Raw genomic sequence first — 14,286 nt, 5'->3', positions numbered from 1 at the left:
GCCGACCGGCATCCCCACCCTCGAAAGGTCGGCCCCGGCGCCCGGCCGGGACGCGTCACGGCAGGAGGACGACCTTCCCCCGTACGTGCCCCGCCTCGCTCAGCCGCTGCGCGTCGGCCGCGTCGACGAGCGGCAGGGCCCGCTCGACCGGCACCCGCAGCTCGCCGTCGGCGGCGAGCCGGGCGTGCTCGGCCAGCTGCGCCCCGGACCGGGAGCCGCCCCCGGAGAAGGCGACCCCGTACTCGGCCGCGTTCTGGTCGGCGATGGTGACGATCCGGTCGGTGGTGCCGCCGCGCAGCTCGATGGAGTCCGGCAGCGCGCCGCGCCCCGCCACGTCGAAGACCGCGTCCACACCCTGGGGAGCGGCCTCGCGCACCCGGCCGACCAGCCCCTCCCCGTACTCCACCGGGGTCGCGCCGAGCACCCGCAGATAGTCGTGGTTGGCCGCGGACGCCGTACCGATCACGGTCGCGCCCCGGGCCGCCGCCAGTTGCACCGCGGCCGAGCCGACGGCTCCGGCCGCCCCGTGCAGCAGCAGTGTGTCGCCCTCGCCCAAGGCGAGCTCGTCCAGGACACGCTGGGCGGTGTTCGACGCGATGGTCAGCGCCGCCGCGTCCTGCCAGCTCAGCTCGGCCGGCTTGGGGGCGACGAGCGCGGCGTCGGCCAGCGCGTACTCGGCGTAGGAGCCGGTGGCGCTCCAGCCCAGCACCTCGTCACCCACCTCGACGGCGGTGACCCCTTCCCCGGTCCGGTCGACCACCCCGGCGAACTCGACGCCCGGGATCGCCGGGAGCGAGGTCGGGAAGGCCTCCTGCATCCAGCCGTGCCGGATCTTGTAGTCCATCGGATTCACCCCGGCGGCCATGACCTTCACCCGTACCTGCCCCGGACCGGGGTGCGGGTCCTCGACCCGGGCCGGATGCAGGACCTCGGGTCCGCCGAACTCCTCGAAAACGATCGCTTCCATCGCGCCTGTCCCCTCGGTGGCTGCTGCGGGCCCCGAAGCAGGCCCCTGCCGATCCTCCCGCCTGCGACGCGCACGCGCACGCCGCCTCGCTGTCAGTGCCGGGTGCCAGACTCGGCCATATGACCGAACGCTGGGCCCTGGCCACCACGGAGAGCGGTGGCGCACGCCTCGTCCCGCTCGACCGCACCGGCCTGCCCACCGCCCCGGCCGTGACCGAGCCCGACCTGGTCGAGGCCGTCCGCTCGCGTCCCGGCGTCACCCGCTGGGTGTGGCGCTCGACCGCCGAGATCTACCCCCGGCTGCTCGCCGCCGGGGTGCGCGTCGCGCGCTGCTACGACGTCGAGGCCGCCGAGTCCCTCCTGCTGGGACACGAGGGCCGGCTCGGCGAACCCCGCTCCGCGGCCGCCGCCCACGCCCGTCTGCTGGGCGCCCCGGTGCCGCCCGATCCGCCGCCGCGCCCGGCGGTGCCCGGCTCCCAGTCCTCCCTGTTCGAACCCAGGTCCGGCACGGACCTGCCCTTCGACGCCCTGCTCCAGGTCTACGCGGAGCAGCTCGCCCGGCACGACGCCACGGACCGTCCGGGCCGGATGCTCCTGCTGACGGCCGCCGAGTCGGCCGGCATGCTGGTCGCCGCCGAGCTGAACCGCGCGGGGCTGCCCTGGCGGGCCGACGTCCACCGGGACGTCCTCCAGGAGCTGCTCGGCGAGCGGTACGCGGGCGGTGGCGAGCCCCGCAAGCTGGCCGAGCTGGCGGACGAGGTGTCCGCCGCCTTCGGCCGCAGGGTCCGCCCGGACCTCCCCGCCGACGTGGTGCGGGCGTTCGCACAGGCCGGCATCAAGGTGAAATCGACCCGCCGCTGGGAGCTGGAGGAGCTGGACCACCCGGCGGTACGGCCGCTCGTCCAGTACAAGAAGCTCTACCGGATCTGGACGGCCCACGGCTGGAGCTGGCTCCAGGACTGGGTCCGCGACGGCCGCTTCCGCGCCGAGTACCAGCCGGGCGGCACGGTCAGCGGCCGCTGGACGACCAACGGCGGCGGCGCCCTCCAGATCCCCAAAGTGATCCGGCAGGCGGTCGTCGCCGACGACGGCTGGCGGCTGGTCGTCGCGGACGCCGACCAGATGGAGCCGAGAGTGCTGGCCGCGATCTCCCGCGACCGGGGCCTCATGGAGGTGGCCGGTCACGACGGCGACCTCTACACCGCGCTGTCCGACCGCGCCTTCCACGGCGACCGCGACCACGCCAAGATCGCCCTGCTGGGCGCCGTCTACGGCCAGACCTCGGGGGACGGCCTGAAGAATCTGGCCGCCCTGCGCCGAAGGTTCCCGCACGCCGTCGCCTATGTGGACGATGCCGCGAAGGCCGGGGAGGAAGGCCGTCTCGTACGCACCTGGCTCGGCCGCACCAGCCCGCCCGCGGCCGGCAGCGGGGACGACGGGGAGGCCGGAATCCCGCAGGAGGGCGTCGACCCGTCGGCGGACGGCTCCGCGCACCCGTCGGACGGCGGGTTCACGCCCGGCTACGCCTCGTCCGACGCCCGCGCGCGCGGCCGCTTCACCCGCAACTTCGTGGTGCAGGGCAGCGCCGCCGACTGGGCGCTGCTGCTCCTGGCCGCCCTGCGTCAGTCGCTCGCGGACGCCGGGCTCCGGGCCGAACTGGTCTTCTTCCAGCACGACGAGGTGGTCGTGCACTGTCCCCAGGAGGAGGCCGGGACGGTGGTGGAGGCGATCCGGGCCGCCGGCGCACTGGCCGGACGGACCGCCTTCGGTGAGACACCGGTGGTCTTCCCGTTCACCACGGCGGTGGTGCGGCGGTACTCGGACGCGAAATGAAGGGTCAGCCGCTGTGCGGCGGATGCGGCCCCGGAGGCGGTGTGCCGCCGCGGCGGCGGCGGCCCGAGGCCGGGGTGCGGAACACGGTGAGTCCGTGGTCCCGGGGAACGGCGGCGGCTGCGAGGTGCCGGTGGCGGTTGCGTCCGTTGAGCAGATGGATCGCGAGCGCCACCACGGCGATCATGCCGATGACTACCACAACGGTGATCAGGGTCTCCATGCGTCCTGGCCTCCTCGGGCCGTCCCCCGCCGTCCCCCTGTCGTCCCTCCAGGCTACTGCGCGCACAGATACGGCGGCGGCCCGAGGAGCGGGCCCGGCCGGGACACGACGGGTGCCCCGGGGAGGAGCCCGGGGCACCCGCGGCGGCGGTGGTGCCCGCCGGTCCGCTCGTCTACCCGCGTTCCCACAACGCCGGGACGTTCGGCGGCTCCCAGCCGGTCAGGGCGGTGTGCGCCTGCAGACAGCGGTACGCGACCCCGCCGTACGTGACGCGGTCTCCCGCGTTGTAGAGCGTGCCCGTCGCCCAGCTGCCGCCCGGATCGGTCGGGTCCGTCGGATCGGTCGGGTCCGTCGGGTCCTGCGCGATGTCGAGGACGAAGTCGAAGGTCCCCTCCTTCGCGGAGCCGACCGCCCGGACGTTCATCAGGAGCGCCGGGTCGAAGATGCTGTCGGTGTTGTTGCGCGGCTCGTCCGGGAAGTAGAGCTGGGTGGTGAGGATCCCCGAGCCGGGCGCCTGGGCCTTCACATGGATGTGCCGGGTGCGGCCTGGGTACAGCCCCGGCACGATGGTGGAGAGGGTGAACGCGCCGGAGGCGTCGGTGAACTGGTGCCCGCGGAAGCCGAATCCGCTCATGTCGTACGCACCGTTGGTGTCGGCCTGCCAGAAGTCGAGCAGCACCCCGGCGACGGGCTCGCAGGCCCGCCCGAAGACATAGCCGCTGACGGTCAGCCGGACGCCGGGCGTACCGGAGGTCACCAGGCTCGTGCGGAGCGGGGAGTTGGGCTTGAAGTACGGGCCCTCGATCTGGTCGTGGGTCGGGTCGTCGCCGTCGTCGCAGTCCGGTGTCGGGGCGAGCGGCAGGCCGGTGGAGCCGGTGTCGCGCGCCAGCGCCACCCCGGTCCCGGCGAACAGCGGGACCGCGGTGGCCACCAGGGCTGCCTTGAGCAGCGTCTTGCGGCTGATCCGCCGGTCTTCGGAGAAGCGGTCGATGGGGTCGGGGGTCATGGCGGACTCCTCGGGATGGTGGGGAAGGGCACGTGCGGGGTGCATGGGGGCCCGGGGCAGTGCCCGGGCCCCGCTCCTCGATCGCCGGAGGGGCTCGAAACGCGGTACGGGTACAGATACGCGGTACGGGTGTCAGCAGGGAGACGGCAGTCCGCCGGCCGGCAGGCCCTACAGCGCCTGCCACAGCGCGGGGACGTTCACGGGCGTCCAGCCGGCCTGGGCCTGGTGCCCCTGGAGGCAGCGGTAGCTGACCGAGCCGTACGTCACCACGTCGCCCGCGGCGTACACCGTGCCGGCCGTCCAGCTCCCGCCGGGCTCGGTCGGGGGGTCGGTCGGATCGGTCGGGGTGCCGCTGGTGACCAGGGTGAGTCCGTACGCCTGGAGTGCCGGGTTCACCGGCTGGAAGTACGTCGTGCCGCCCTGCGAGCAGTTGCCGGTGCCGCCGGAGGTGACGCCCTGGGCCTGGCTGCCGGAGATGAACGAGCCGCCGGAGTCTCCGGGTTCGGCGCACACGTTGGTGCGGGTCACTCCGGAGACGGTGCCCTCCTGGTAGGTGACGCTGCTGTTGCGCTGCTGGACGGTGCCGCAGTGCCAGCCGGTCGTCGAGCCCGAGCGGCAGACCGACGAGCCCTCCAGCGCCTCGGTGGAACCGGTGACCGTCACATCACCGTTGCCGTAGCCGTTCACCAGGGGCCGCGGGGTCCAGCTGGTGTTCGCGGCGACCCAGGAGTAGTCGCGGCCGGGGAAGGTGGAGCCCTGGAAGGAGCCCTGGGCCTGCTGGTTGTAGCCGCTGGTGCTGACGCCCGGGGTTCCGCAGTGCCCGGCGCTGACGAAGCCGCCCTGGGTGCCGCGCTTGACGGGGAAGCCGATGGAGCAGCGCCCCGTACCGTTCATGTAGTACGCGTCACCGCCACGCAAATCCGTGAACGTACGCGGCACACCGGTCGCCTGACTGACCGTCACCAGATCGTGCGACACTCCGGCCGCGGCGAGGAAGGTGTCGGCGGCGGCGCCCCGGCCGGCCTCGACGACGACGCGGTTGGTGCGCACATCGACGTACCAGACGGGTATGTCCTTCGGTGCCCGGTGCAGCGCCACCCGGTCGAGGGCGGCCTTGGCCGAGGTGAGTTCGGCCAGGCTGTGGCCGACGACGACGGCCCGCGCACCGGCCTCGGTGATCCTGGCGGTGTCCGCCGCGTCGATGGTGGCGACGGTCAGCTCCGCGTCGTCACCGCTCACCCGCGCCCCGGCGAATCCGGCCCCGAGGGAGTGCCGCAGACCTGCGGCCACGGCCGCCGCGCGGGTCTCCGCGCCGACCCGGGCGCGTGCCCGGTCGGCGGTGAGTCCAAGATCACGCCGCATCGCCTTGAGCAGGCCGGGAGAGAGGTGTTCCGCCCCGGCGACGGGTGCGGGGGACACGGGGGCGGGGTCGGCGGACGCGGTGCCGGTCAGTCCGGCCAGGGCGAGCGCGCCGACGGCCACGGTGGCGGTGCACGCGGCCAGTGCACGTCTTCGGAGCATGGATCTCTCCACTGAACTCTCCTTGGTTGCATGGGAATTGCCGACAACGTAGCCGCGCGCACCAGGATCCAGGAGATCCCGTCCGCCCCATCGCATCGCGTTATGGGCAGCCGTGACCGGCGGCGATACGGTGAAGCCCCCGATCCCGGCCTCCCCGTGCGCGACCCGCACGAGTAGGTTCCCCTCATGCGAATAGGCCAACTGCTGGGCACCGGACGCTCCGCCGACGTATACGAACTGGACGAGCAGTGGGTCCTGCGGCGCTACCGCGTGGGGCTGGACGCCACGCGCGAGATGCCCGTCATGTCCTACCTCTCGGCCTCCGGCTACCCGGTCCCCCGACTCGGTCCGCTGCCCGTGTCGGCAGGTCCCGGCGACCTGATCCTGCAGCGCCTGACCGGTCCGACGATGCTGGAGTCCCTGATCTCCGGCGAGCTCGGCGGGGACGAGGGCTCCGCCATGCTGGCCGCCCTGCTCGCCGATCTGCACACCGTCCCGGCCCGGCTCTCGGCGGATCCCGAGGACCGGATCCTCCACCTCGACCTGCATCCGGGCAATGTGATGCTGACGGCCGACGGGCCCGTGGTGATCGACTGGAGCAACACCGAGGAGGGCCCGCCCGCCCTGGACCGGGCCATGACCGCACTGATCCTGGCCCAGGTCGCGGTCGATCCCCGGGTCCCGGAAGCGGCGGGCGCCCGCGCGCTGCTGGACCCCCTGATGCCACTCCTGGCCGCCAACGACGGCATCCCAGCCCGCCACCTGGCCGCCGCGGCGGCCCGCCGCGCCGCCAATCCGACGATGAGCCCCGCCGAAGTGGCCCTCATCGGTGAGGCGTCGGACCTGGTCGCAGCGCTGTCGGGATGAGATCCGGCCGCGTCTGCGGATCGGGTCCGGCGCGGTGGCGCCGAGCAGGGCGCGCGCACCGCTGCGCTCGAGGCCGACTTCGTCGATCCCGATGCCCCGGCCAGGATCTTCGACGAGGCCGAACGCACCATCGGACCGGTCACCGCACTCGTGCTGAGCCATGCGGAGTCGGTCGGCTCCGGTCTCCTCGACACCACCGTCGAGAGCTTCGACGGCCACTTCGCCGTCAACTCCCGCGCCGGCTGGCTGAACGAGGAGGTCGCGGACGCCTGCCTCCGGGGCACCCCGCTCGGCCGCCCGGGAACCCCTCGGGACGCCGCGCACCTGATCGACTTCCTCTGCTCACCGCAGGGCCAGTGGGTCAACGGCCGGCTGCTGAACAGCAACGGCGGCTCGGCGTAGCCGCTCCCGACCGGCGCGCAGGAGGGCGGGTGGCTGACGCCTGCCCGTCGGCGAAGAGAACTAACGACCTGGTGCGCGATGGGGAGCGGATCAGCGAGCGGCGTCATGCGGCTTCGGATCCAAGGCGGAGGAGGGAATCGACGCGGAGCGTCGTTGACCGACGACAACGCCGGAGGCGGAGTCGCAGGGCGTCGGGAGCCCGCTCACTATCGTGCACCAGGTCGTAAGAGCTGTCCGCCGACTCCGACTCCGGGAACGCGTACACCGAGGCGAGTTCGGCCGCGAGTTCCGCGAGCCGGGCCCTCGTGCGCGGTGGGCCGAGGACCTCCACCTGTGCTCCCAGTCCCGCCAGTTGGGAGGCCAGCACCTCCGGTGACGGGCCGTCCACCTCGATCTCCAGTCGCCCGTCCCCGGCCCCCGCACCGATCCGCAGCCGGCCGCCGAACAGCCGCTGCAGGACCGCCTCGGCCCCGGGATCGGCCAGGGCCCGCGCCGTCACCGCGTGCATGCGGTCCTCCACCGCGGAGGCAAGGGAACGCCAGGCCGTGGCGAGATCGAAATCGTCCGGCCGCACGACGGGTTCGCCGGTCACCTCGACGGACGTGACACGGCTGAGCCGGAAGGTCCGCAGACCGCGCTCGGTGCCGCCGACGAGATAGGCGACACCGGCCTTGGACGCGAGGCCGAGCGGATGCACCGTCCGCTCACCGGCGGGCCTGCCGGGACCCGCGTAACCGAGCCGGACCTGCACCCCGTCGATCACCGCCCGCTGGAGCACGTCGAGCCGGGGCGCGTCGGCCGTGACCGCGGTCCGCGACCAGTCGGTGACTCCGGCGCGTACCGCCGCCTCGGCGTCCGGACGCAGAGTCGCCGGCAGGGCACGTACCAACTTGCGCAGGACCGTGCGTAGTTCGGGGTCGGCCGAGGACGGCCCGGCAAGCAGGAACAGCGCCCGGCTCTCGTCGGCGGTCAGCCCGGTGAGGTCGGTACGGGCTCCGCCGACGAGCGACCAGCCGCCGCCCCGCCCGCGCTGCGAGTAGACGGGAATGCCGGCGGTCGCCAGCGCCTCCAGATCACGCCGGGCCGTACGTTCGGCCACGCCGAGTTCAACCGCGACCTCGGCGACGGTCACCCGTCCACGCGACTGGAGGAACAGCAGCAGCGCCACCAGGCGATCAGCTCTCATGCCGGTCGTTCTCTTCCGTGAACTGGCCAGAAGGTGGCCACTTTCGCTTCCAGGATGAGGCCATGACCGACAACGCCACGCACCACACCGCCCGCAGCCTCCCCGGCACCGCCCCTGCCGCCCCTGCCGCTGCGGCCCCGGTCGCCACGGCCGATGGCAAGGGCCCCTCGGATCCCCGCACCGCGCTGTGGAAGGCCGTAGCCCTGGCCGGAGCGACCGTTGCCACCCTTGCCGCCCTCCCTCCGGAGCGGCTGGACGGCCCGACGCCCTGCCCCGACTACACCGTGTGGCGGCTCTCCGGCCACCTTCTCGCCGGAGTGCGCAGGATCGCCCTGATCGGGCGCGGCGGTGACCCGCTGGACCTCCCGGTGGTCGCGGACGACGTCAGCGACGGAGACCGGCAATCCGCGTGGGAGACCGCCGCCCGCGAGGCCGAGGCCGCATGGTCGGACCCCGCGATCCTGAGCCGCCCGCTGCACCTGCCGCTCGGCGTGCTGCCCGGGGCGGCGGCCGCCGCCGTGTTCACCACCGAGTTCACCCTGCACACCTGGGGCACTTCCTTCGCCGCGCAACCGCGCCCTGGATTACTCTTTGAGCAGGACGGTGTCCACCGGGGGAAGGCAGGCACATGGTGGCCGGAGAGAATCGTGCGGCGGTTGAGATTAGGGCCGGGACCACGGAGGACCTCGACGCCGTCTACAACGAACTACGGGGCGTGGCCGGAGTTCGTGTGCAGGCCGTATCCGCGCCGGGGGTGCCCGGTGAGCAGGGCTCGACGCTGGAGTTCGTCACGGCCGCCTGCTCCGGCGGAGCGATCACCATCCTGCTGCAGATCGTCAAGACGCTCGTCGAATCGCGCGGTTCGCAGATCACTCTGAAATTCCGCCGCGGCGGAACCCGGCTGGAAATCACCGCCAAGAACGTCGACGAAATCCTGCCGTTGCTTGAGAACCTGTTCGACGATGAGTCCTGACCACTCCCGCTCGCGGGCGATCCTGGTCGGTACCTCCTACTACCGTGACCCGGCCCTCAGGCCACTTCCCGCCGACACCTGCGTCAGCTCCATGGAAACGCTGCTGACCGGCGGCCTGTGCGGCTGGCCGGCCGGACGCGTCACGCCGATCGAGGATATGGACAGCCCTCGGGACGCGGTCCTGGAGCTGGTCCCGCTGGTACGGGACGTCACTGATGTCCTGCTCGTCTACTACGTGGGCCACGGGATGCGCACCCGCGACGGGCAGTTAGCACTCGCCCTGACCGGCACCGTGTCGGACCCGGAGGTGCTGCCGGACTCGGCGTTGCTGTATCCGCGGCTGATGGAGGTCCTGGGCGGATCGCCCGCCGCGACCAAGCTGGTCATCCTGGACTGCTGCCACGCCGAACTGGGCATGGACGCCGACTTCCACTTCCAGTCCGGGTCCGCCGCCGCCCTTGCCGACGTCCACCCGGTGGACGGGCTGTACTTCATCGGCGCCAGCTCCCGCTACCAGAAGGCGAAATCCCCTCTTGGCGGTCGGCTCACGCACTTCACCCACACGTTCATCGACGTGGTGGAGACGGGCATCCCCCACAAGCCGGCGGAGTTGAACCTCCGCCAGATCTTCGTCGAAATGCGGGCCCGCCTGCTGGGGGCCGACCTTCCCCAGCCCGTCGACGGCGGTGTGCGCGACGCGTACCAGTTCCCCTTCGCCCGCAACGCCGCGTACCGCCCGCTCCCCGGCGCCGAACTCGAACCGGCGCCCGGCTTCCCGACCCCGGCCGCCGCACCGTCCGGCTTGCGGCGTCCGACGCGCCGCGCTCTCCTGCTCGCCGGGGCCGGGGTCACCGCCACCGCGGCGGCTGTTCCGCTGGGCCTGTCCCTCCTTTCGCCGGCGGGCGGCGAAGCTGCGGGCAAGGGGGCGGGCAGCGCGGGCGCGCTGCCCGCCCCGACCCCGTACGCCACGCTCCAGGACCCGGGCGTGATGGACGCCGTGTTCAGCCCGGACAGCAAGGTGCTGGCCACGGGAAACGGCGACGGCACGATCTCGCTGTGGAACGTCGCCACCAGAAAGCGCACCACCCTCACCGACTTCACCGGCCCGGCGTTCAACGGTGTCGTCTCCGTGGCGTTCAGCCCGAACGGCGCGTTCCTGGCTGGTGTGGACAGCAAGGAAGTCAGCAAGGAAACCGTGCCCGCCGGCACGATCTCACTGTGGGAGATCACCACCCACAAACGCCTGGCCACCCTCACCGACGTGGACGCCGTCGTCGTCAACGCCGTCGCCTTCAGCCCCGCGGGTGCGATCCTGGCCAGCGCAAACGGCATCGGGACGGTCTCGATCTGGAGCGTGGGCGCCCATACGAAGATCGCTACTCTCACCAGCGCCGTGGCCAAGGCGCACACGACCACCAAGCAGGTGAACTCCATCACGTTCAGCCCGGACGGTTCGATCCTCGCCGGATCCACCGTCGCAGGGCTGGTCGAGCTGTGGGACGGAGCCACCTACGCGAAGATCGCCACCATCTCCGGCTCGGAGACGGGCGTGGGCTCCCTGGCGTTCAGCCCGGACGGCACGCTTCTCGCCGGCGCCGTCGCCGGCAATGCGGTCCGCCTGTGGGATGTCGCGACCCACAGGGAGATCGCCACCTGCACCTACACCGACTCGGATGACGAAGACGCCGTTGCGGGCATCGTCGTCTCCTTGACGTTCAGCCCGGACGGAAGATTCCTCGTCGGCGGGACCGGAGCCGGACTGCTCCTGTTCTGGGACGTCGCCACCCGTAAGCTCGCGAGAAAGCTCGGCAGGTTCGCTTCTGACGGCAACTCGGACAGTGTGGGCGTCGCCCTCAGCCCGGATGGCACGACCCTGGCCGCCGCCCTGACCGGGCGGGTGGCCCTGTGGAAGCTCTCCCCAGGGGGATCATGAGGCCGCTGAGGTCGTCCGACCCGGAGCTGATCGGTCCCTACCGGTTGTTTGCCGAGCTGGGAAGGGGCGCTCTGGGCCGGCTGCTACTGGCCGGCGCGCCGGACGGGCGGCTGGTCGCGATCAAGCGGATGCGCGCCGAATTCGCCGAGGAGGACGGCTTCCGCGCCCGTTTCCGCCGCGAGGTGGACGCCTGCCGGGCGGTGACCGGCGCGCACACCGCGGGAGTGCTCGATGCCGATGCCGAAGCGCCGGTCCCGTGGCTCGCGTCGGAGTTCGTACCCGGGGTGTCGCTCCGCGAGGCGGTGAACGTCGTCGGGCCGCTGCCCGAGGACATGGTGCTACGTCTGGCCGCCGGGCTGTCCACCGCCCTGACCGGGATCCACAGGGTCGGCCTGGTGCACCGGAACCTCAAGCCCTCCAACGTCATCCTCAGCGCGGACGGCCCCAAAGTCACCGACTTCGGTGTCGCGCGGGCGACCGAGAGCGAAGGCGGCGGCGATCTCACCCACGTCGACTGGCTGGTCGGCGCCAGCGGGTTCATGTCGCCGGAGCAGGCCGAGGGCCGACGTCCCACGGCGAGGAGCGATGTGTTCTCCCTCGGCGTGGTGCTCGTCACGGCGTCCACCGGCAAGGGGCCGTTCACCGGCCCGTCGGCCCCGCAGACGCTGTACAACGTCATGCACACCGAACCGGATCTGGGCGCGCTCTCCGAGCGGCTGCGCGAGATCCTCGAACCCTGCCTAGCCAAGAACCCGCTACGGCGTCCCACGCCGTCCCAGCTCCTGGAGTCCCTGGGCCGGATCGCCCGCTCGACCCAGCCCTGGCCACCCGCCGTGCACACGTTGATCGCCAAACGGCAGGCCGAGGTGAACCGGCTCGTCGAGGGCCCGCGGGAATCGGTCAGCGGCCGGACCGCGCATCCGATCGAGCCCGCCGCGGCCGACGCGCGAGGGCGCGGCACGGCGCGGCGCGCGGTACGCCTCGGCGCGCTCATTGGCCTGCCCGCGCTGCTCGCCGGCATCCTGATCCGATCCCTGCTGCCCGCAACCGACGGCTCGGGCAGCGACGGCCGTTCCACGTCGGCGTCCACATCCGCGTCGCCGTCAAATTCCGCGCCGGCACCCGCCGCAAAACTGACCGTCACCTTCTTCGGGCACACGGGATACGTCACGGACGTGGCGTTCAGCCCGAACGGCCGCACGCTCGCCTCCGGCAGCAGTGACGGCACCGCCCGACTGTGGAGCACGACCGACCAGCGGCAGATCGGCCGCCCCATGACCGCCGGCTCCCTCAGCATCGACAGCGTGGCCTTCAGCCCCGACGGCCGGACCCTCGCCACCGGCAGCAGCGACGGCACCGCCCGACTGTGGAGCACGACCGACCAGCGGCAGATCGGCCGGCCGATGACGGTCGGCTCCGACCCCGTCAACGGCGTGGACTTCAGCCCCGACGGCCGGACCCTCGCCACCGGCGGCGACGACGGCACTGCCCGCCTGTGGAGCGTGGCCGACCAGCGCCAGATCGGCCGGCCGATCCAGCACATCTCCAACATCAACGTGCTGAGTCTGGCATTCAGCCCGGACGGCCGCACGCTGGCCGCCGGAGACGGCGACGGCCGTACCCGGCTGTGGGACGTGGCGAGCCGCCGGCAGATCGGCCGGCCGTTCGGGCGTTCCCTCAGCGTCGACAGCCTGGCGTTCAGCCCGGACGGCGCGATCCTGGCCACGGGCAACTGGGACCAGACCACGGTGGTGTGGGATGTCGCCAGCCACCGGCAGCTCGCGAAGCTCGCCGGTACGAACACCGTGATGCGGATCGCGTTCAGCCCGGACGGCCGCGTCCTCGCCACCGCGGACATCGTCCACCTGAGGCTGTGGGACGTCGCCGGACACCGCCGACTCGGCGAGATCCAAAGCGGCGCGGTCGATGGCCCCGGCAGCGTGGCCTTCAGCCCGGACGGCCATTCCGTCGCCATCGGAGGCGGAGACGACAACGGCGTCGTGCAGGTGTGGGACGTCCGGCCGGTCACCGGGCGGCTGGGCGCCGTCAAGACCGGTAATGCCCAATTCCTTCATGGCGGCCTGAGGCTTGATGACTGAGCCTCAGCAGGAGGCGGAGACGGCTCCACTACCTGCGGTGATCCGCGGCACCACATTGCCTACCAGCGGCTGGTGAACGTGGCGTCGGTGCATTTCCGCCCGAAGCACGAGAGGGCCCTGGTCTACCTCAGAACTGATCCGGGCACCGTTGCGCTGGGGAATGACTGCTTCACCCGGGACCTGCGTGGTGTCCGACATCTGGAGGCTGGGGACCTGGAGATACGCCTCGCCTCAGCGGCCGACCTGGAAGAGGCGGCACCGCTGATCCCGCCGGCGTTCATCGGACCGGTGTGCAGCGTGACGCGGAGGCCGGGACTGGGCGGTGTGAGGTCCGTTCCGTCCCACGGAACCTTTCCAACTTCAGACTGACGCCGTGAAGTAAGCGCGAGAACTGCTTTGACCACGTCGGATATGCGCGCGGTGCTGTAGCGGAGCTTGCGCAGGACGCGCCAGTTCTTGAAGGAAGCCATGGCCTGCTCTCCGACGGCGCGAATCTCGACGTCGGAGACGTTGACGGAGACGGCCTCCTGGTTGGAGAAGTCGCGTCCCGTCGAACCGGGGTGGTTGAAGGGCTGGTAATGGTCTCGATCTGCTTGGATGATCGGCAGAGGTGGGGTCCGCGCGCAGGCGAAATGGGATGTGGGCGCTCAGGAGACAGCGGGAGGGACCCATGGAATGGGTCGTTGGAAGTGGCATGCTCGGGGGCTTGCTACTGATCGCCCTGGGCACGGCGTCGATACGCACCGGCTGGACGTTACCCGGGGTGGGCCGCCGCGTCACCCGACCCTCGATCTACGGTCTCGGAGTGCTGTTGGTGGGCGTGCCCTGCGTGATACAGGGTCTGTTTTACTTCCGAATCGTGCCGAGCCCGCCTTGGGAGGTCCACTTCTTCGGCGCGAACGCCTTTGTGATCTCGGGGCTGCTCCTTATGGGAGTTGGTCAGATGCTGCCGTCGCGCCATAGGAGCTGAATGCGTGCTTGTCACCCCGGCCATCGTTGTTCATCGATGCCCGGCAGCCTTTTGGGCTGTCGGTGTGCGGGTCAGGCCGCGGGGCATCAAGGGCGATGAGAGCGCAGGTCAGATGGGCCTCACTGTGTAATCGACATGGCGGCCATCTACGTAGGTCCGCCCGTGGCGGCTCTTCTTGACGCCCCAGTCCCAGTCCTTGGCCGTGCGCTCGTTCACCCCGACCTGCCGGGCTGCCACCCGACGCGCAACACCCCCGGCCCGTAGCCGCTCGTACTCGTCCCGCCTCGGATGCCGCCGCGGCAAGCGCACC

The 14,286-nt window shown here is 72.0% G+C and carries 11 protein-coding genes and 3 pseudogenes; 8 read left to right on the top strand and 6 right to left on the bottom strand.

The window, feature by feature from the left end; all coding sequences use genetic code 11:
- Positions 1-55 precede the first annotated feature (55 nt).
- Positions 56-967, bottom strand: a complete 912-nt coding sequence (locus AB0I52_RS11090) for an NADP-dependent oxidoreductase (RefSeq protein WP_363071116.1) — start codon at positions 965-967, stop codon at positions 56-58.
- Positions 968-1,086: 119 nt separating this feature from the next.
- On the opposite strand from AB0I52_RS11090, the gene AB0I52_RS11085 reads away from it, so the two are divergent.
- Positions 1,087-2,799 (top strand): bifunctional 3'-5' exonuclease/DNA polymerase, encoded by a 1,713-nt coding sequence (locus AB0I52_RS11085; RefSeq protein WP_363071114.1) that lies wholly within the window; start codon positions 1,087-1,089, stop codon positions 2,797-2,799.
- Between the two features lie 4 nt (positions 2,800-2,803).
- Here the strand turns inward: AB0I52_RS11085 and AB0I52_RS11080 are convergent, their stop codons facing one another.
- From AB0I52_RS11080 to AB0I52_RS11070, 3 genes are all read right to left on the bottom strand, one after another.
- A complete protein-coding gene (locus AB0I52_RS11080) occupies positions 2,804-3,019 on the bottom strand; it encodes a hypothetical protein (protein WP_363071112.1) in 216 nt (71 codons plus the stop codon).
- Positions 3,020-3,191: 172 nt separating this feature from the next.
- The gene (locus AB0I52_RS11075) at positions 3,192-4,025 is read right to left on the bottom strand and encodes a carbohydrate-binding protein (RefSeq protein ID WP_363071110.1); all 834 of its coding nucleotides are present in this window, start codon (positions 4,023-4,025) and stop codon (positions 3,192-3,194) included.
- A 168-nt stretch (positions 4,026-4,193) separates the two neighbouring features.
- The gene (locus tag AB0I52_RS11070) at positions 4,194-5,546 is read right to left on the bottom strand and encodes an alpha-lytic protease prodomain-containing protein (RefSeq protein ID WP_363071108.1); all 1,353 of its coding nucleotides are present in this window, start codon (positions 5,544-5,546) and stop codon (positions 4,194-4,196) included.
- A 186-nt stretch (positions 5,547-5,732) separates the two neighbouring features.
- Between AB0I52_RS11070 and AB0I52_RS11065 the strand changes: the two genes are divergently transcribed.
- Positions 5,733-6,413 (top strand): phosphotransferase, encoded by a 681-nt coding sequence (locus tag AB0I52_RS11065; protein ID WP_363071106.1) that lies wholly within the window; start codon positions 5,733-5,735, stop codon positions 6,411-6,413.
- A 48-nt stretch (positions 6,414-6,461) separates the two neighbouring features.
- Positions 6,462-6,815 (top strand): annotated as a pseudogene (locus AB0I52_RS11060) (hypothetical protein); the annotation flags it as partial.
- 103 nt (positions 6,816-6,918) lie between these two features.
- Here AB0I52_RS11060 and AB0I52_RS11055 read toward each other — a convergent pair.
- Complete coding sequence (locus tag AB0I52_RS11055; protein WP_363071104.1) at positions 6,919-8,001, bottom strand: WYL domain-containing protein; 1,083 nt, start codon at positions 7,999-8,001, stop codon at positions 6,919-6,921.
- Between the two features lie 62 nt (positions 8,002-8,063).
- On the opposite strand from AB0I52_RS11055, the pseudogene AB0I52_RS11050 reads away from it, so the two are divergent.
- The 4 genes and pseudogenes from AB0I52_RS11050 to AB0I52_RS11035 form a co-directional block, all read left to right on the top strand.
- Positions 8,064-8,549 (top strand): annotated as a pseudogene (locus tag AB0I52_RS11050) (TIGR03086 family metal-binding protein); the annotation flags it as partial.
- Positions 8,550-8,629: 80 nt separating this feature from the next.
- On the top strand, positions 8,630-8,974 hold the full coding sequence (locus AB0I52_RS11045) for a hypothetical protein (RefSeq protein ID WP_363071102.1): 345 nt from the start codon (positions 8,630-8,632) through the stop codon (positions 8,972-8,974).
- The gene (locus AB0I52_RS11040; RefSeq protein WP_363071100.1) at positions 8,964-10,907 is read left to right on the top strand and encodes a caspase family protein; all 1,944 of its coding nucleotides are present in this window, start codon (positions 8,964-8,966) and stop codon (positions 10,905-10,907) included. Before AB0I52_RS11045 ends, AB0I52_RS11040 begins: the two co-directional genes overlap by 11 nt.
- Positions 10,904-13,006, top strand: a complete 2,103-nt coding sequence (locus tag AB0I52_RS11035) for a serine/threonine-protein kinase (protein WP_363071098.1) — start codon at positions 10,904-10,906, stop codon at positions 13,004-13,006. Before AB0I52_RS11040 ends, AB0I52_RS11035 begins: the two co-directional genes overlap by 4 nt.
- Positions 13,007-13,386: 380 nt before the next feature.
- Here AB0I52_RS11035 and AB0I52_RS11030 read toward each other — a convergent pair.
- A pseudogene (locus AB0I52_RS11030) lies at positions 13,387-13,524 on the bottom strand (IS5/IS1182 family transposase); the annotation flags it as partial.
- Positions 13,525-13,676: 152 nt separating this feature from the next.
- Between AB0I52_RS11030 and AB0I52_RS11025 the strand changes: the two are divergent.
- Complete coding sequence (locus AB0I52_RS11025) at positions 13,677-13,976, top strand: hypothetical protein (RefSeq protein WP_363071096.1); 300 nt, start codon at positions 13,677-13,679, stop codon at positions 13,974-13,976.
- Positions 13,977-14,286 lie beyond the last annotated feature (310 nt).

Origin of the sequence: Streptomyces sp. NPDC050423, from assembly GCF_040655445.1 — a bacterium.
Taxonomy (GTDB): domain Bacteria; phylum Actinomycetota; class Actinomycetes; order Streptomycetales; family Streptomycetaceae; genus Streptomyces.
This window is presented reverse-complemented; position numbering and strand designations above follow the sequence as displayed.